General features: G+C 58.8%; 12 protein-coding genes and 1 pseudogene. 3 read left to right on the forward strand and 10 right to left on the reverse strand.

The annotated features are described in order from the left end of the window. Positions 1-56: 56 nt before the first annotated feature. Entirely contained in the window at positions 57-659 is a 603-nt protein-coding gene (locus PYR71_RS11575) for a hypothetical protein (RefSeq protein ID WP_096770949.1), read from the reverse strand. Between the two features lie 767 nt (positions 660-1,426). On the opposite strand from PYR71_RS11575, the gene PYR71_RS11580 reads away from it, so the two are divergent. The 3 genes from PYR71_RS11580 to PYR71_RS11590 all read left to right on the forward strand — a co-directional run bounded on the left by PYR71_RS11580 (position 1,427) and on the right by PYR71_RS11590 (position 7,161). Next, positions 1,427-3,619, forward strand: a complete 2,193-nt coding sequence (locus PYR71_RS11580) for a PAS domain-containing sensor histidine kinase (protein ID WP_275619447.1) — start codon at positions 1,427-1,429, stop codon at positions 3,617-3,619. Further along, positions 3,612-3,986, forward strand: a complete 375-nt coding sequence (locus tag PYR71_RS11585) for a response regulator (protein WP_096770947.1) — start codon at positions 3,612-3,614, stop codon at positions 3,984-3,986. The genes PYR71_RS11580 and PYR71_RS11585 overlap by 8 nt, the downstream gene beginning before the upstream one ends. A gap of 391 nt (positions 3,987-4,377) precedes the next feature. Then, entirely contained in the window at positions 4,378-7,161 is a 2,784-nt protein-coding gene (locus PYR71_RS11590; protein ID WP_096770946.1) for an EAL domain-containing protein, read from the forward strand. 579 nt (positions 7,162-7,740) lie between these two features. On the opposite strand, the gene PYR71_RS11595 is transcribed toward PYR71_RS11590, so the two are convergent. The 9 genes and pseudogenes from PYR71_RS11595 to PYR71_RS11635 form a co-directional block, all read right to left on the reverse strand. Then, complete coding sequence (locus PYR71_RS11595) at positions 7,741-8,379, reverse strand: hypothetical protein (protein ID WP_096770945.1); 639 nt, start codon at positions 8,377-8,379, stop codon at positions 7,741-7,743. A 443-nt stretch (positions 8,380-8,822) separates the two neighbouring features. After that, positions 8,823-9,761, reverse strand: a complete 939-nt coding sequence (locus tag PYR71_RS11600) for a sialate O-acetylesterase (RefSeq protein WP_275619448.1) — start codon at positions 9,759-9,761, stop codon at positions 8,823-8,825. 1,150 nt (positions 9,762-10,911) lie between these two features. Continuing rightward, entirely contained in the window at positions 10,912-11,250 is a 339-nt protein-coding gene (locus tag PYR71_RS11605) for a slr1659 superfamily regulator (RefSeq protein WP_096770943.1), read from the reverse strand. A 7-nt stretch (positions 11,251-11,257) separates the two neighbouring features. Then, the gene (locus tag PYR71_RS11610; RefSeq protein ID WP_275619449.1) at positions 11,258-11,818 is read right to left on the reverse strand and encodes a slr1658 superfamily regulator; all 561 of its coding nucleotides are present in this window, start codon (positions 11,816-11,818) and stop codon (positions 11,258-11,260) included. Positions 11,819-11,821: 3 nt separating this feature from the next. Further along, positions 11,822-14,185, reverse strand: a complete 2,364-nt coding sequence (locus PYR71_RS11615; protein ID WP_096770941.1) for a SpoIIE family protein phosphatase — start codon at positions 14,183-14,185, stop codon at positions 11,822-11,824. Further along, the gene (locus PYR71_RS11620; protein WP_096770940.1) at positions 14,182-15,357 is read right to left on the reverse strand and encodes a class I SAM-dependent methyltransferase; all 1,176 of its coding nucleotides are present in this window, start codon (positions 15,355-15,357) and stop codon (positions 14,182-14,184) included. The genes PYR71_RS11615 and PYR71_RS11620 overlap by 4 nt, the downstream gene beginning before the upstream one ends. Beyond that, entirely contained in the window at positions 15,354-15,860 is a 507-nt protein-coding gene (locus tag PYR71_RS11625) for a hypothetical protein (protein WP_275619450.1), read from the reverse strand. Before PYR71_RS11625 ends, PYR71_RS11620 begins: the two co-directional genes overlap by 4 nt. A gap of 75 nt (positions 15,861-15,935) precedes the next feature. After that, positions 15,936-17,588 carry a putative bifunctional diguanylate cyclase/phosphodiesterase gene (locus PYR71_RS11630; protein ID WP_275619451.1) on the reverse strand — a complete coding sequence of 551 codons (1,653 nt, stop codon included), beginning with the start codon at positions 17,586-17,588 and terminating at the stop codon, positions 15,936-15,938. A gap of 375 nt (positions 17,589-17,963) precedes the next feature. Further along, a pseudogene (locus tag PYR71_RS11635) lies at positions 17,964-18,276 on the reverse strand (LacI family DNA-binding transcriptional regulator); the annotation flags it as partial. Between the last annotated feature and the right edge of the window lie 15 nt (positions 18,277-18,291).

Consider the following 18,291-nt stretch of genomic DNA (forward strand, 5'->3'; position numbering starts at 1 on the left):
AACTAGGCTCCGGTTGATAGAGGGACACAATAGCCCTAGTTGCCCCAGCCAAAGCCCTAGTTGCCCCAGCCAACTTGGAACCGATCAAATCGAACCTCGCTCAACGGCCGGTTGGAGGGGCTTAGCGTTACCGAACGAAGAACGAGATGAAGCTCGGGGGAATAGTAGTGTTCGAAAATAATCGGAGGCAATTCCGTCAGTTCGAGACGGCTGTTGATGGCCCAAACCTTGTAGGAACAGGATGCAATCGTTTCCTCTCCCAAGCCGTCGAACCGAATAAAAGTTGTGCCGGAAACGGATTTTTTGCCATTGATGAAAAGCGTGGTGGCGGATTGCCAGTTCTTCTTCTGTGGTAGATCGTCTAGCGCAATCGCATTCGCGTATTTCAGCTCATGCGTCCCGCTGGCACTCACTCTCTTTTCGACGAGCAAGGGGTGCACATATACAGCCGACACCGGCTGCAGTGAACCGTCGCGCTCCATCAGCCGTTGTTCGGTGAGACCCGGGCCGTCCGGCTTGTAGAATACGGAATAGAAAGGCACTTCTCTGGTCAGCAGCACGCCCTGTTTGGTTTCTTTAGCGGTTAAGCAATCGCCAAAGGCTGGTACAGCCAATGTTATTCCAACCAGTAGCGACAAACTTCTTAGCAAGATCGACATCCCAGTGATTCCCCTCATCCAGGGGCTGCGCGGGCAGGATAACGCAATGGTTTATGACCTGGAACAATTCTCAAGCGCTACAGTCTGCAACCGAAGTGAGGCTAAATAACTCGCGTCAAACCTAAAACCAAGAAGATCAACAAAGCAGAGGTCGCCAACACGAAAGAGGCAAGGCGAACGAGAACTTCTCTCGGCTTCATCAATACGCAATCATCATCAGCTCCTCGATCGGCCCAGTAGAATTTGGGCCCGAAATCTTCGCTGAAAGTCGAAGCCGTTTGATCGACCTGACGTACCAATCCCAGCTGTGAGCGCAAAGCCGCCCACCAAGCACAAGATGAAGCGCTACAAATCGAAACGGCCAGGGAACTTTGCCGCAGAATGGTCAAGGGGATCGCTTCGGGCGCGGTGACTTACGAAGTCTTTCGGACTTGGCTTGATACGCCAGGGAAGGTCAGCCTTCCCGACTACCAATGATAGCGAGTGAAGTGGAAGGGTGATCCCGAGCGGGTTCGCGGCTCAGGATCATGGCGGCTAGATAGCCAGTTCGGCGGCGGCTTCGGCCGACAGGGATTTCGGAGGGGCTGCCCTGGGTCGTTGGCGCCACACTGAATAAATCTTCGCCAGTCGTTGAAACCAATCCCCGAGTCACGCGTTTGTGGCTGTTGACCCGTTGTGGAGTCATGCAGGGCGGACTCTCAATATCCCGCTGCTGTTCCTGTCTGCGATAGCTGAAGGCTGGCGGAGGCATTGAGTTAGGACGTTTGATGTCGAATGTAGAAGAATTCCCTGCCACCGCCTCACGAAAGCTGAGTGAATTCGAGGTCCTTCTCAGTCTGGCGCCGAGCGTGCTTGATGCCATACCTGGCGCCGTCTACGTCTGCGACCATGAAGGCTGGCTGGTGCGCTACAACTCGGAGGCTGCCGAGCTTTGGGGGCGCGCGCCGGCGCTCGATGGGAAGCACGACCGTTTCTGCGGATCTTACCGCCTTTTTCTGCCCGACGGCGCGCCCTTGCCGCATGGCGATTGCCCGATGGCGGCGGCTGTTTCCCTGGGCACGTCCGCGCACAATGCCGAAGTCATCATCGAGCGACCGGATGGTTTTCGTTTTCCCGCACTGGTGAACATTCGCGCGCTCAGAGATCACCAGGGAAATATCCAGGGTGCGATCAATTGCTTCCAGGACATCTCGGCGCATAAAGCGGCCGAGGAAGAGGTGCGCCGCAAGATCGTGGAGCTCGAGGACTTCTTCGAAAACAGCGCGGTTGGCCTTCATATTGTCAGCGGTGACGGCATCATCCGCCGCGCCAATAAGGCTGAGCTTGCTCTGCTCGGCTACAGCGCCGACGAATATGTCGGCCGCCACATAGCCGAGTTTCACGCCGATGCGCCTGTCATCGGAGATATCCTTCAGAGATTGTCATGCGGCGAGAAGCTGGACCGCTATCCCGCGCGGCTGCGGGCAAAGGACGGGTCGGTCAAGCATGTGCTGATTACTTCGAACAGCCGCCTCCAGGACGGCAAATTCGTCAGTACCCGCTGCTTCACGACCGATGTGACCGAGCTTTACGAGGCCGAAAGTGCTCGGCGCGAAAGCGAGGAGCGGCTGGCGGCAACATATAATGCGGCGACGATCGGGATCGCGGAAGCCGATGCCTCCGGCCGGCTTCTGCGGGTGAACGACGCCCTCTGCAAGATGTTGAAGCGGTCGCGCGAGGAACTGCTCAGCATGAGCTTCTTCGATTATACCCACGAAAGCGATAGGGACGAGGATGGCGCGCTTTACGAGCGCCAGGTGCGTGGCGAATTGGACAGCTATTCCTTCCGAAAACGCTCGACGACGCCGGATGGGCAGACGATTTACCTTGACGTTCATAGCTCGTCTGTGCGCGATCAAACCGGTCATTTCCGTTATGGCGTGCGGGTAATCCAGGACGTCACCGCGGCAAAGCAGATGGAAGACCAAATCCGCGCCAGCGAACAACGCATGCGCGACCTTCTGGAAGCTTTGCCAGCGGCCGTTTATACAACCGACGCCGAAGGCCGCATCACCTTCTACAACAAGGCGGCAGTCGAAATGTCAGGCCGCTTGCCTCAACCCGGCGATATGTGGTGCGTCACCTGGCGTCTGTACAACACGGATGGAACGCCTCTACCGCATGACCAGTGCCCGATGGCCATCGCGCTGAAAGAAGACCGCCCGGTCGGCGGGGCCGAAGCGATCGCCGAACGCCCCGACGGTAGCCGGGTGCCGTTCACACCCTATCCGACGCCGCTCCACGATGCCGACGGCAAGCTGGTCGGCGCGATCAACATGCTCGTCGACATTACCGAGCGCAAGCAGGCCGAGAGCCGGCAGAAGCTGCTGATCGACGAACTCAATCACCGGGTCAAAAATACGCTTGTGACAGTGCAGTCGCTGGCGGGGCAGACGGCGCGGCATGCGGATAATCTGGACGATTTCCTGCATCGGTTCGAAACGCGCGTTCTTGCTCTGTCGCGGGCCCATGATTTGCTGACGAAGCGGCACTGGAAGGACACGCCGTTGGATGGCCTTGCCGGCGAGGTGTTGATGCCGCTTGTGGAAGGGGCGGCAAGCCGCGTGACGATCGCCGGCCCTTCGGCCGATCTCGATCCTCGGACGGCGCTCAGCCTGACGGTGGTTCTCAACGAACTCGCGACGAACGCCATCAAACACGGAGCCCTGTCATCCAATACAGGCACGCTTTCGCTGAACTGGCACCTGGCTGATGAAACCGGGTCCGGACGGGAGTTGCTTCTCGATTGGCAGGAGCAGGGAGGCCCGATGGTAGAGGCACCGACACGACGCGGCGTCGGCAGCCGCCTGATGGAGCGCTGCATCGAACGGGATCTCGGCGGCGCAATCGACCTCGCCTATGAACCCGCCGGCGTCAGTTGCAGGATCTCGATACCGTTGCGCGGATCGACAGATGGGTGAATTTTCCGACCTCAAGGTGCTTGTTGTCGAGGATGAGGGCGTCGTGGCACTGCTGATCGAAGACATGCTCGAAGACCTCGGCTGCAGAATTGCGGCATCGGTCGCGCGGCTGCCCGAAGCATGCGCCGCCGCCGCCGGCAGCGAGTTCGATCTGGCCGTCCTCGATGTCAACCTGGCCGGCCAGCCGAGCTTCCCGGTCGCCGAGATCCTGCGCAAGCGGGGGATCCCCTTCATGTTCAGCACAGGTTACGGAAGCGCCAGTCTGCCTCAGGAATATGCCGGCTGCCCTGTCATATCCAAGCCGTTCTCTGCAGAAGATCTGAAACAGGAGATGACGGTTGCGATCCGGGCGAGGATACTGCCGTAGGCGGACAATGCGGTGGCAATCCAGACCAGCGCGTTCCTGATCGGCCGGCTGCACCCAATGCGTTTTAAATTCCTCTAGCCGGTTCCCTGGTTCGAAAAGTATCGGCCCAATGGCGAACAGTTGGGCCGGCGTGCGACGGCTACTCGAGTAGAATTCACTTGTCGAACAAAGCCAGGAAGTTCAAGCGGCATTCCGGTCGGCAATTGATGACGACACAAATCCGTTCACCATACCAACACACCCACCGTAAACCCTAATCCCACAACCCATTGAACAACCCGCCCCAGCGACCCAATTTTGCCCCCCATTCCCGCTGACCACCCCACGTACTTCAACCTTCCTTAAACACCCGCCGCATAGCGTAACCCCTCGAATTGAGGGGGCCCATTCAATGTTCACCGTTCTGACATGCATCACCGAGCAGCATAATCTTTCGCTCGTCGGTCTTGCGGGGTTGATCTGCTTTCTCGCCAGCCATTGCGCGATGGTTCTGCTTGATCGGGCGATGTCGTCGGGTGGCTCTGCGCGGTGGATATGGATGCTGACGGCGGGGGCGGCGGGTGGTTTCGGGATCTGGGCCACCCATTTTGTCGCGATGCTTGCTTATGACCCCGGTATCGTCGTCGGATATCATCCCGGCCTGACGTTGGTTTCGCTGCTGGTCGCCATCGTGGCGACGACGGGCGCCGTTGCGGCGAAGATCGCCTATGGCAGGTGGGCGGCGAATATCGGCGCGGGCGTGCTCTTCGGCGCCGGCATCGGCTCGATGCATTTCACCGGCATGCTGGCTATAGAATCTCCGGGAGAGATTGCCTGGGACCGGCGCTTCGTGGCGGCGTCGATCGTTCTCGGCATCGCCTTTTCGATTGCCGCTTTTCGATTTGCGAGCAGGGGCAGGCGTTCGCTTCTGGCCAGGTTCGCATCAGCGCTTCTGTTGACGCTCGGCGTTGTCGCCCTGCATTTCACCGCGATGGCCGGTGTCACCGTAACGCCAGGCTTTGCCGCGCTCGATCCGGCGACGCTGCTTTCGCCTGATGTCATGGTGGTGACGATCGCCGCCGTCACCTTTTCGTTGCTGGCCGCGGGTTTTGCGGCCGCCATATTCGCCGTGCGTTCGGAGGCCAAGGCCGCAAGGGCGGAGCGCAACTTCAAGCTCCTCGTCCAGGGCGTGACCGACTACGCCATCTGCACGCTCGACCCTAACGGCAAGGTCAGCAACTGGAATGCCGGCGCCGAGCGCGCCAAAGGCTATAGCGCCGATGATATCGTCGGCAAGGATTTTTCACTGTTCTATTCCGAGGAAGACCGCCGGAACGGCCTGCCGCAGCGGGCGCTAAAGACCGCCCGCAGGGAAGGCAGATTCGAAACCCAGGGCTGGCGCTATCGCAAGGACGGATCCTCCTTCTGGGCCCATGTCGTCATCGATGCAATTCACGACGAGAGCGGCGCGCTGATCGGCTTTGCGAAGATCACCAAGGACAACAGCAAGCAGAAGGCGGATGCCGACAGGATCAAGGAGGTAACCCACAATCTCGACGTCGCGCTGCAGAATATGGGGCAGGGCATCTGCCTGTTCGACGGGGATGAGCGCCTAGTGCTTTGCAACAAGCGCTATCTCGAAATCTTCCGCTTCCCCGAGGGATCGGTGCGCCCCGGAATGGGCTACCGGCAGATGGTCGAAATTGGCTATGCTGCCAACACCGAGGACGCGGCGGAAGCGGCCGCGCGGGCCGAGGCGCACTATACCAGGAACATGGCGCTGATCAGGGGCGGGGCCGGCAGCGCGGTTCACAAATATCCGAGCGGCAAATCGCTCCAGCAGAATGTCAACATGCTGCCCAATGGCGGCTGGGTCATCACCTTCGAAGACATCACCGATCGGCTGAAATCCGAGGAGCAGGTCGCCTTCCTAGCCAAGCATGATGCGCTGACGGGCCTTCCGAACCGGCTGCATTTCGGCGAGCGGGTCTCTGAGGAACTGATGGTCGCGGAGCGGGTGAGGGGCAAGGTGGCGGTCGTCGGCATCGACCTCGACAAGTTCAAGGAGGTCAATGACCAACACGGGCACGGCACCGGCGACATGGTGCTCGTCGAGCTGACGCGCCGTCTCGCCGAGGTGCAGCAGGAGGGCGAGTTCGTCGCCCGCTTCGGCGGCGACGAGTTCGCCGCGATCAAGCGCTTCGACGAATTGAGCGCGCTCCATGATTTCATCACCCGTCTGGAAGGCGCGCTCGGTGGATCCGTCTCCGTCGACGGCTTCGAGATCAAGACCGGTGCCAGCCTCGGTGTTGCGATCTACCCTGGTGACGCCGAGAGCGTCGACGGGCTTCTCGCCAATGCCGACCTTGCCATGTACCGCGCCAAGCAATCCCTGCTGGAGAAGGTCTGCTTCTACGAGGCCGCGATGGACGAGACCGCGCGCCACCGCCGCGCGCTTGCCAACGACCTCTGGGCCTCGATCCACCGCAATGAGCTGCATCTGCACTATCAGGTGCAGAAATCGGTGCGCACCGGCGAGATCACCGGCTACGAGGTGCTGCTGCGCTGGCGACATCACGCACGCGGCAACATCCCGCCAATGGATTTCATCGGCCTTGCTGAGGAATGCGGCGCGATCCTGCCGATCGGCGAATGGGTGCTGCGCGAAGCTTGCCGGGAGGCAGCAAGGTGGAACAACAACCACAAGATCGCCGTCAACCTCTCGCCGGTCCAGCTTGGCCATGCCGACATGGCGACAGTGATCGCGGGCATCCTTTCCGAAACCGGGCTGAACCCCCACCGCCTCGAAATCGAGATCACCGAAAGCTCGATCATCGTCGACAAGGAGAAGGCGCTGCGGACGATGCGCGCGATCAAGGCGCTCGGCGTGTCGATTGCCATCGACGATTTCGGCACCGGCTATTCCTCGCTCGAAACGCTGCGCTCCTTCCCCTTCGACAAAATCAAGCTCGACAAGAGCTTCATGGCCGAGGTCGAGACCAGCCCGCAGTCCAAGGCGATCGTCCGCGCCATCCTGGCGCTCGGCCGGAGCCTGGAGGTGCCGGTGCTGGCTGAAGGCGTGGAGACGCAGGCGCAGCTCGATACACTCTGCGAGGAGCAATGCGACGAGGCGCAGGGCTATCTGCTCGGAAAGCCGCAGGCGATGGGCGAGGCGGTGCTTGGGAAGGCGGCTTGAAGCGGCTTGGGGGAGCGGCGGGATCGCGCCCATCTGTATCCGGTGTGCGGGGGAGTTTTAGGGATTAGACGCGAGACGATGAGGCGCGTGAAGACGAGGCGAACGACGAGGAGCCGGTCATGCGAGCCACGCTGTCAAGGCGGCACGGCGGTCCCCAAAGCGGTGGCGGCGGGTTAGGCGGGAATACAAATCCCATACTCCGTCATGATCGGCCTTGAGCCGAGCATCCATGCCACTGGTGTCGATGGGGCGGTGTGGATGGTCGGCTCAAGGCCGAGCATGACGGAGGGTGAGGCGGACCGACGAGAGCCATTGCAGCCGATGTGCCACATCAGGCATTGCCATCCGGCAATTCAACCAAACAATGTCGGCGCCGGCTGATCTGACCTTGCGCGGCAGCGAGGCCCATGCCCGGGAAAGCGGATTAGAATATGCGGAACATGGCGGTCCAGCCTTAGGGCCTGCCAGTGAGTTGGCAAAAAAATAGAGCATTTCCGAACTCAAACAAAATCGGAAATGCTCTTATAGTTCGTGCGAAGCTATTCCGGTGGCTTCGCACCGCTCGCAACTCACTCGTGGCTATTCATCTGACGTCGTCGACGCGGCGTTCTCGAGCGAGGTGCGGATCTGATCAATCTTGCCGTCGGCGTCGCCAACTCCGAGAATGGTCTTGGCTTCGTCCAGAACCGCCGGGCTGACCTCGCCGGTTTTGGTGGCTGAAGCCAAGGCATCCTCCAGCGCCGCATCGCCCAGTACGGGGTCGTCGGCTGCGGGCTCGATTCCGTTGTCGAGCTCATACTGGGCGTAGGCCACGGCGTAGGCCGAAATGGCAGCCATGCGCGGGTCCGATGTGTTCATCAGTGCCCGGTAATTCCGTTTCAAGGAATTCAGGCCCTTAAGCTGCGCCGACAGGTTCTTCTCTTTCGTGCTTTTGGCTGCGGTGTCTGTCTTGCCGGACTTGTTCTTGCCGGCTGCCTCTGACGATTTGCCTCTCACGGATTGCGATTTGGAACTGCCGTGATCTGAACCGCTGTTCTGGCCGCCACCATTTCCGTTGCCGCCGCCATGACCGCCGCCGTTGCCGCCCCCGCCACCATTGCCGCCGCCGTTTCCGCCGTCCTTTGCAAGTGCGGCCATGTCCAGCCCGACAATCGTTGCGGGGCTCGCTGCAAGCGCCAGCGAAAGCACGGCCAGGGACGCTAAGGTTGCTATCCGCATCGTTTTCCTCCGAATGAGACCATCAGATGCCGTGCACTGCACGACGTGAACTGACTCGAAAGATAGGTTGCTATCGCGCGTTGCACATCGGACTGAGGTCCGGTTCAGGGTAGCGGCTATGGTCTTAGATGAAGCACAGCGGCGCGCCGCGCCGCGCGGGCAGCCACGGCCGAAACGCGCGAAGGCGCGAAAACCTGGACCTGAGGTCTTAAGTCGAGTTGATCTCAATCCAAAACAGGTTCCGCGGTAGGATTAGTAAGTACAGGTAAATTGAAGATTTTCCGAACTATGTCATCCTTGTACCTGTCGCTCCCTCCGGTGTGGCATCGCTGATTAGGGCGGCATCAGCTAATACGAAATGCCCCGTCCTGGCGGGGCATTTCGCTGTTCGGATTCCGCTACTGCAGGAATGGGCACGGATTTGGGGGAATTTGCTGATAAGACTACCCGGAGGTTTCTAGGCGGCGATCGCCGCTCAGAAGGTCCAGCCAGGCCCGCGACACTTTCTCCGCGCCTGAGCCCCCAATATGGCAATCGTCGTAGCGGTCGTCTCCATTGAGCAACGCGTCGGTGTTTACGCCCTCTCGAATACCGCGGCCGCTTTTTGATAGGGCCAGTTGCGCCCGTACGATGGCATTGTCTGGAATATGCTCCTTGAAGCCGCCGTTGCTCGGTTCGAGGCATTTCGATGCGATCGAAATGTAAACCGGTGCTTCGACGCCGTGCTGGCGCAATGTGTCGACCATCGACACGAAACGTGCCTGATAGTCCTCCGCAGTGGTGCCCAAAACGAGGTCGGCCTCTCCTTGCATCCAGAGCACGCTCGTTACCCGATAGCCGGAATCCTGAAGCTGTTTCATTGTATCGACCAGCGCCGGATTGAGGTCACCGCCTGCCGCCCATCGTGCGACCTCTGATCCGCCATATGCGAGAGGTGCGAGGATGACGTTGTCGTTTTGTCCCGATGCGATTAATTTGTTGGCGAGAAGCGTCCAGTACTCTCCCTTGGTGTTGGTCGATCCAAGAAGTGGCGACGCCGCGATGAAGCACCGTTTGTCAAAGGCGTTTACAACACGCGCGCCATAATCTGACCGGTGCCGTTGTCCACCGTAGTTGGCAGCGTTCGATTGGCCAAGAAGCAGTAAGACAGCAGTTCGATCGGTTTGAGCTGGGCAGGTCACAAGCGTTTTTGATTCATCCCCGATGAGTCGCTCCTTGTCGTTGAAAGTATAACGGCTTGGAGCCGCCGGCTTCTCGCCGCCAACCATTTTCGTCAGCGCGGAAAGTTGCGGCCAAGGAAAAATCTCATGTCTCGCGCTCATGCCGCCGACAAAGTAGATGGCGATCAAGGCGGCCAGGCCTATTGCTATTGTTTTGCGCATGTCGTTCCCTTTGCAACATCCCGATGGGTCTATGGACCCGTCAAAGCTGCTCGAGCCGTGAAGGTTCCTTTAAACCAGCCACATCTGCTTGCTCGGGCATGCTCTTAAAAAAGAGTTCGTCGCGAAGATCGAAGCCCAATCGACGACATCTCGCATTGAGTCGCCGGAAACCTGCTCTAAACTATAGTCCGAACCAGTGATTGCAATCATCCGGTTGGGTGAGAGATCGTGCCTGCTATGCAGCATGCAGTACCATGGAGATAGCCCGTTGCTCGTTCATGGAACCGCGGCCGCGGATTAGGGCGGCGAGAGAACTGGGAGCGGCGCACCCGTTACCATCCAAGATGCGGCATGCCTTGTGAGGTTGCCGAGTTTGGCGAGACGCCAACCCCAATCTCCGTCATCCCAGGGCTTGAACCCGAGGACCCGTGCCGCTGGCGTGGGCCGTGTGGAGCTCGGTTCAACAGGCCGAGCATAACGGAGGTGGGGGACATCGTCACCTCACACTCCGGCATTCCCAGAGCACGACGCGAGGATAAGATGAGCGTGGTGGTAGCCGCATGATGTAGCTCAGCGAGGCGGTGCGCTTCGTAAGTCGGCTGAGTTTGGCGAGACGCCAGCCACACTCTCCGTCATCCCAGGGCTTGACCCGAGGACCCATGCCGCAGGCGTTGGCGGCCGCCGTGTGAATGCTCGGCGCAAGGCCGAGCATGACGGAGGTGGGAGTGAATCGTCGTCAGCTCACACTCCAGGCATTCCCAGGGTCACGACGGGAGGACAAGATGAGCGTGATGGTAGCCGCATGATGTAGCTCAGCGAGGCGGTGCGCTTCGTAAGTCGGCTGAGTCTGGCGAGACGCCAACCCCAATCTCCGTCGTCCTCGGGCTTGACCCGAGGACCCATGCCGCTGGCGCTGGTGGGTGCCGCGTGGATGCTCGGCTCAAGGCCGAGCATGACGGAGGGTGGGGCGGGCATAGCGGAGAGTCAGGGGGCGCTGCGCTGGGGCATTGCCGCAGGCCGTTCGCTGCGCCAACATCTTCATCCTCGTTCTGTGCCTATCACGGAATCCAGCCACGGAGCGCCTGCGCCGTGATGAACCACGTTCCTGTGACAGGCACAGGATTGAGGACGGAGAGGTTCCTCGCCCATCTCACGCCAGGCGCAAATCGAGAAGCGGGTGCAACTTCTTCAGATTCGGAAGGGATTTCGTTTGCCAGGGATGTTGGTTGGTGCCCTTCACAACGAGGAGGAGGTCGCCCATTTTTCTGGCATCGATCGTCAGTTTCGCCAGGAGATTGATCCCCGAGGAATTGAGGAATTCGAGACCGGTCAGGTCGAAGGTCACCTGTTTGTGCCCCTCGTGAAGGAGGGTTGTTATCAATGAATAAATCGGTGCATAGGCATCGGGTCCCGCCAGGCGGAACACGCCGTCGAAAAAGACTTCATTTTTTTCCGCCCATACGCGGAAGTTTTCGTCGCTGATTTCCATTCTTGGCTCACAAATTGGAGGAGGGTGGCATCGCCACAGCTGCCGTCGTCGTCAGTATGATGTGCTGGTCGTTATTCTCTTCAAATGTCCATGCCATTCTTGCATCGTAATCGCTCAGAAGGGTGAGCAAACCCAAGCCGGAACCGCCTGCTGACGAAATGGCGTTAGTTTCGATTTGCTCAAGAAGCAGAACGCCGGGTTCCCTCGATTGCAGGCGTTGCAGGAGCTGCTGAAAGCGAGACGCTGTCGCGCTGTCGATGGCGTTCCGCACCCTGATCAAAAAGCTTCCCTCGACCATGCCAGCTTCGATCAGGATCTCGCCGGGCTGTCGAAATTTCACGGCATTTTCGATCAGCTCATTGCTGAGATATCCGATGTCATGATGCGCCTGCAGGTAATCCTTCTTCGAACGGGAATAGGGCATGGCCATGATCTCCGCGATGAAGTCCGACGTCATTCCCGAATGCCTCCATCCAAGCTGAAGTGGCCCATCGCTCAACGTGAGGCGAGGGCCTGAATCCAGTCTGATGTCCACCAGAGATTCGAGACCGTAGATTTTGGCCGTCATGTCTCACCTATGCCGCACTGCGAGAAGCGTGATGTCGTCATAAATCTTCTGTGATCCGATGAAGAGCATTAATGTCGCGACGATTTCCGAAACGACTTTCTCAGCGCTCTGATCCTTCAAGCGGAGCGCTTCCCTGCAGAGGCGTTCGATGCCGAACAGTTCTCCCGCATCGTTTTCGGCTTCCGTTACGCCATCGGTATGCAGGAGGATGAGGTCGCCTTTTTCAAACGCTATTTCACGGGTTTTGATAAACGCAGAAATATCGGCTTCCAACCCGATCGGTATGCCGAGATCCATGGTGTCGATGCGTTGGATTTCCCCATTCGCCCGCACGATGACAACCTCCTCGTGCTGTCCCGACAGGATCATCTCTTTGCCGTCATAGTCGAGAAAAGCCAGGGTGAGATGCTTGTCGATTCTCGTCCTGACTATGTTCTTGAACAGGGCGCTGTTCAGATTCGATAGGAATTCGACGGCGTCGGTGTTTCCTGCTTCCTGCAGGGCGCGGGCGACAGACTGGACCATCAACATCAACACGCCGCTTTCGAGGCCGTGGCCGGTGACGTCGCCGATGCCGATCTTCAACCGCCGTCCGTGCTTCAAGACGTCGTAATAATCGCCGCCAACTTCTTCCGCAGGTCTCATATAGGCTGCAATCTCGATGTCCTCGAATTCCTCCAGCTCCTGCTGCAACGGAAGAACCATGAGCTGGATTCTCTCGGCGACGGCCAGTTCCGTTCCAAGACGGCGATTTTCCCGCTCGAGCTGTGCGTTCAGCATCGAAATCTCTTCCTTCGCATCTTCGATCTGGGCCGTTCGTTCTTCGACAAGTTGCTCGAGATTTTCGGTGTGATAGCTGATCTGTTCGGCCATCCGATTGAACGCTTCACCAGCCGCACCGACCTCATCCTTGCTTGTTATCGCCACTCTGACGGAATAGTCCTGCGCCTGAATCCGCTTGGCGGCACCTGCCAGTGCACTGATGCCGCTGGTTATTCGTTTCGAGGCGGCAAATACCGCGATGGTCACGATCAGCAATGACATCAAAATCGCTAGGATTTGGTAGAGCACGATCCGGTTCGTCGCCTCGGAAATCTTGGCCTGGGCCGCATAGAGCGAGGCCTCGATTTCTCGCTCGGGCACAACCACCCCCAGCAACATCGCCTCTTGCCGAACCGGGCCACTGACCCAGAGACTGGTCGCCGGCAGTTTCTTGACGATGGCGATATAGGGGACCTCGTTGCCGTCCTGCTGCAACAGCAGGTGCTGAATGCCCTGTTCTCGGTCAAGAGCCAGTTTGGCGATGGCAGGCTGGGAGCTTCCCTTCAGCGAGCGCTGCAGGCCGGTCAAGGCGCCGGCTCCGCCCGCATCGCTCGCAGAACGCAGACCGAGGGTTTTTTCTCCTGTGCCGTTGATCGCCACGACGTTTCCGTCGGACATTGCGAGAAATCCAAAGCCGGACTGGGCCACTTTCACATTCTCAACAATCTGCGCGAGCTGGTCGAGTGTGATGTCGGCGCCGGCCGTCCCGGCAACGTCCTTCCTGTCGGCTGTCCACAATGGATGGAAGAAACTGACGATCAGCTTGCCGGTAATAGCATCGGTATAGGGCGCTGTCTGGGTGATATCGTCCGCGACCGGTCGCGTTTTCGGATCCCTGGCCCAGCCCTGCCAGGACTCATAAAGCCCGGGAAAGAAGAAATCCCAAAAATCGGCCTCGTTGTGCCCCGGATAAAGGCGGTCGAAGGTCTGAGCCTGGTCGGTGTAAGGCGCCGTCCTGAAGATCGGCCGTTCCCTCGGCCCGATGTAATACATCTGCAGCTTTGAAGCGCCGTGGTCCAGCAGGCTCGGCGCAACGAGGTCGAGAACCGCGCTCGTCTCTAGATCGCGCTGGATGTCGGGTTTCGGCTGATGGTCCTGTCCGAGCAGGTAACCCCACACGCTGACGACCGAAGCGGAGCCGGGCGCGTTCTGAGACCATTTTCCCTTCTCATCGTAAGACAGGATGACACTGGCGGGGGATGTGCGGGCGATCGCCGCGCCCACATCGGAATTGCGGGCAGGATTGTCGATCTGCGCCTGGAGCACGCCTGCCAAGGTGTCGACGTCGTTATGAACCTGCTTGAGGAGAAGACTGACCTGAGCTGCGGTCGAATCGGCGTAGGTGCGTATATATTCCTGGCTTGCAGCTTCAAGCCCCTGGCCGACTTCGAGGGTTGCATCACGCGAGAGCCTCTGAACATTCCACAGCGCCAGGCCGCCGCTGACCAGCAAGTCGAAGAGGACGGCGCCACCGACGACCAGGATGAATTTCGCCCGAAACGAGCGCAGTCCTACCGGTTTTTTCGATAATCCTCCATCCATCACAGCGGCTTTCGACCAGAGGCTGCCCAGATCGGCCAGCCGGCATAACCTTTGGGGTGAAGAGCGGCAAAAACGTGATCTCTGAATCCTTGCCGGAACCTGCGAATGAAATCCGGAGAGTCGCCGCGGCGCACGGCCATCTCGCCCGCATAGACATTTTCCCAGGCTTCGATGATGTCTGCGAAGTCCTGGGGATCGCCGTCAAGATTCGTCACCATGAAGCAGTCGAGCTTGATGTCATCGAATCCGGCGTTGAGCAGCAGATGGCGGCTTTTCGGCCCCATCTCGACATCCATGTCGAAGTGCCTGAACAGTTTCGCGACTTCCTCGTAAGTCCATCTTATCGATTCAGCATGCGGCTCCCCCAGGCAATGCGAATTCTTTTCGTTGGTGATGTAGACACGGCCGCCGGGCTTGCAGATGCGATAAAGCTCCCGCAGCAGCATTTCGGGGCGGTTGAAAATCTGCAGCGAGTGCCGGCAGGTCACAAAGTCGAATTGATTGTCTCGAAGCAGCATCTGTGAAGCATCGCCGTAAGTGTATTCGATGCCTTCCAGACCGAAGTCGGCGGCGACCTTGCGGGCATAGTCGAGACTGCGCACCGAGTGGTCAAGTGCGACGAGGCGCGTCGGCTTGAATTCCCGTTGCACCAGAGTTGCGAAATCACCGATGCCGCAGCAGATATCTGCCATGGCAGCAACACCGCTGCGCAGACCGTGGCGCGGCAAGAGTTCGCGCTCATGCCTCCAGGTCATTTTCGTCTGCGTGCGCAGGATGGGAATGAACGACTCGTCCTCGACAAAGCTCTGGCCGGGATAAAAGGCCGAATCATAGACTTCGACCGACAGGTTCGGCAGCGATGCCGCCAACATCTCGAACAGCGAAGCAGACCATGCCATCACGCTCGAGGTGATGATCTTGATCTTCCGTTCCGGCCTCGTTCGGCAGCCGGCCGCGAGGATATCGCACAGAGCAGTGAAGGCCGTCATGTTGATGTGCGTCAGACGTTTGACGTTGAGGTAAACGATGCCGCTGTATTTTTCCAAACTCTGCCGCACCAGCTCGAGCGCATCGGCAATGTCACCAGCACTTTCGGGCCGCATCTTGCCGGACAGCACGAGCTCCTGATTTGTCGGATCAAACTGCACGGTGAAGGGCATGGAAAGCAGACTCATTGAAAATCCTCGGCCGAGGGGAAGTCGGCAATGATGCCGATCCTGTCCGCGCCGTCTTTCTCGATGTGGATGGCGGCGCCGAATATTGTCGCCAAATTGTTGAGCAAAGCCTCTTCGGACTGCGTGACCGGGTGATCGAACCCGCGGTCGGAGCCAGGCCGGATTTTGCCTGATCCCGTCTTCACGCGTTTGTCGCGAAACTCCTCATCGCAAGGAAACGCAATTCGCAGCCGATTGTACGTCGCGCTGCGGGCGAGGCTGAAACTTATCGTGCCCCGTCCGTTCGTCGCACGAAAAGCGAGTTCGATGAGCTCGTTTGCCGCGACTGACAGAAAGTTGGCGTACCGAGCGGGATCGCTGTGACCCTGGCCGAGAATGTCGGAGAGATATTCGGTAATCTCGTCGCAAAACTGCCATTGAGATTTGAACACCGTAACGCTCATTTCCAGCGATACCATTGGCACAAATGCGTGGTCGTCGAAGCGGGATGCTTCCTCTTCCAATACACCCTCCATTCGTCTGTCTGGAGCGTCAGATTTGCATGCGATCTAAAAGCACGGCGAAAAATTGGTAAAGCATTATTGTCGAGCGTGGATCTTGGATACTTCCGCGCGGGTAATGAATTCGTCAATTGCCTCCACGGCAAGTGGCCTGCTCATCAGATAGCCCTGTAGCCTGTCGCAGCCGACGCTGTGCAACCATTCCGCCTGACCCGGCGTCTCGACCCCCTCGGCTGTCACTTGCATGTCGAGGTCATGTGCAAGGTTCACGATGCAGCGCACGATTGCCTGGCTTTTGAGATCGGTTTCGAGATCAGTGATAAAGTATTTGTCGATTTTGATCGTATCGAAAGGGAATGTTTTCAGATAGCTCAGGGACGAATATTCCGTCCCGAAATCATCAAGCGAAATTCGGATGCCCAGCACGTTGAGAGTGTTCAGGGTGTCGATGTTGTTAACGGTCCGCTCGAGCAGCACGCTTTCGGTTATTTCGAGCTCCAGACGATCGGGCGGAAGTCCGACGAGGTCCAGCGTCTGGGAAATCCGGTCGGTGAGGCCGCTCGTGAGGAATTCGGCCGCCGACAGATTGACGGCGACCAGGTAGTTCTCCGGCCACTTCACCGCCTCACGGCATGCCTGCTCCAAGACCCACGCGCCTATGTCAGGCATCATTCCATCCGCCTCGGCCATCGGAATGAATACCGCCGGTGGAATTTTTCCAAGCAGGGGGTGGTGCCATCGCAGCAATGCTTCGAAGCCGACAATGCAGCCGTCCTCGGCGATCGGCTGGTATTCGACATAGAATTGCTGCTGGGCCAAGGCCATGCGCAGGCTGCGGCGCAGCATTTCCCGTTGCTCCAGTAATTCAAGCATTGACGGGTCGAAGGCTTTTGCCCGGCCGCGCCCCTCTTTCTTGGCAGTGTAGAGCGCAAGGTCGGAAGCCTTCATCAGCTGCTCCGGACTTGTCCCGTCCAGTGGAGCGCTTGAAATGCCGATGCTGGTGCCGACAAACACCGGGATGCCGTTTATCGTAAAGGGCTTTTTGAACGCAGCAACCAGATCTTCCGCCAGGCGGTGGGCTCTCGCTGGATGTCCCGTCCCTACGGAAACCACCGTGAATTCATCACCGGCCAGCCGATAGGCTCTGTCATCGCTGGAAAGGCAGGCAAGAATACGCCTTGCCGCCGATTGAAGAAGCTTGTCGCCGGCGGCGTGCCCGAGCGTGTCGTTGACGGGTTTGAAATCGTCGAGGTCGAGCTGCATCAGCGACAAAGTCTCGCTCGAGCCAGCGTTTTCCTGCAACAGGGTGGTCAGGTCTTCGCTGAACTGGCGCCGGTTCGGCAGTCCAGTCAGCGGATCATGGGTTGCGAGATGCAAAAGCGTTGCTCGCTCATCGTCGAACTGTTCCTCGGATCGGACTACGGCAAACAGGTCGCCGATCCGATAGATCGTCAGGCCATGTGAGCCGGGGACGCCGAGATTGCCCGATATTCGCAAAGGCTGGGAATTATCATCCAATGAACGGAAAGCGAGCGTAATTGCTGATTTGTCCAACTCCGGAAAATGCTCCCAGAAGGAGGCAGCCGGTTTGACGGACGAAGGCAGCGGATTGCCGAGCAGATCCTCGATGGGATTGAAATCGCGGTCAAAGAACAAAAGCCGGTCGATTAAGCTCGAAGCTTCTGCCTCCGGCTTTCCGAGGGCTAGGCGGGCAGCAGGAATTTTCCGCATGTAGGAGGCTCTCCTTAATCGAATATCCTACCAGATATTATAGCAACTCCATTCGTACACAACTTGTGCTCGGTAAGATTTACATTAGGCATTTCTGATTAACAATCCCCAACCGCCGCGCGGGATTTGATCTCCGCTGTGGACGCACGTACAGATGAGGCACCGATGAGACTGAGTCGATGGCGGCCAACGAGACGCTGCCGCGAGGGGCGGGCGAGAGAAGGAATTGGCTTCGATCTTCGTTCGCGCAGGCTCGGGCAATGGCATCCCACAGGTCACGCACCATCTAGCGCAGCGTCAGATCCTCGGCCCATCTGTCCGTCGAATCGTTGCCGTCTCTGCCGGTAATCGCATAGGGTTTAGGACCTACTCGCATGCGATCGCCTCGGCATTCATCACGTCGGTGAAGCTGCGATGCACGACGACCAACGGGTCGAGGGTCGCCGCAATTCTTTCGAAGGCGAGGGAAAGGCGGCGATAGAAGCTCGTTTCCGGCCGCACCATCAGCACTGCTATCCGGAGAAGGCCGCGATGGGCGTCGGGAAGTTTGCGCGGGTAATCCAGGCTGCGCGCGGCGGATATGACCTTCTCGACCAGCTCCGGGCGCACACCTCCGCGGGACCCGCTCGACGGTGGCGGTTCCGACGCCAGCGTGGCGGGCGATATCCCGATAATTCGGCTTGCTCATTTCCAACACCCCCGG

It is taken from the genome of Rhizobium mulingense (assembly GCF_029194105.1).
In the GTDB taxonomy this organism is placed as follows: Bacteria; Pseudomonadota; Alphaproteobacteria; order Rhizobiales; family Rhizobiaceae; genus Rhizobium; species Rhizobium mulingense.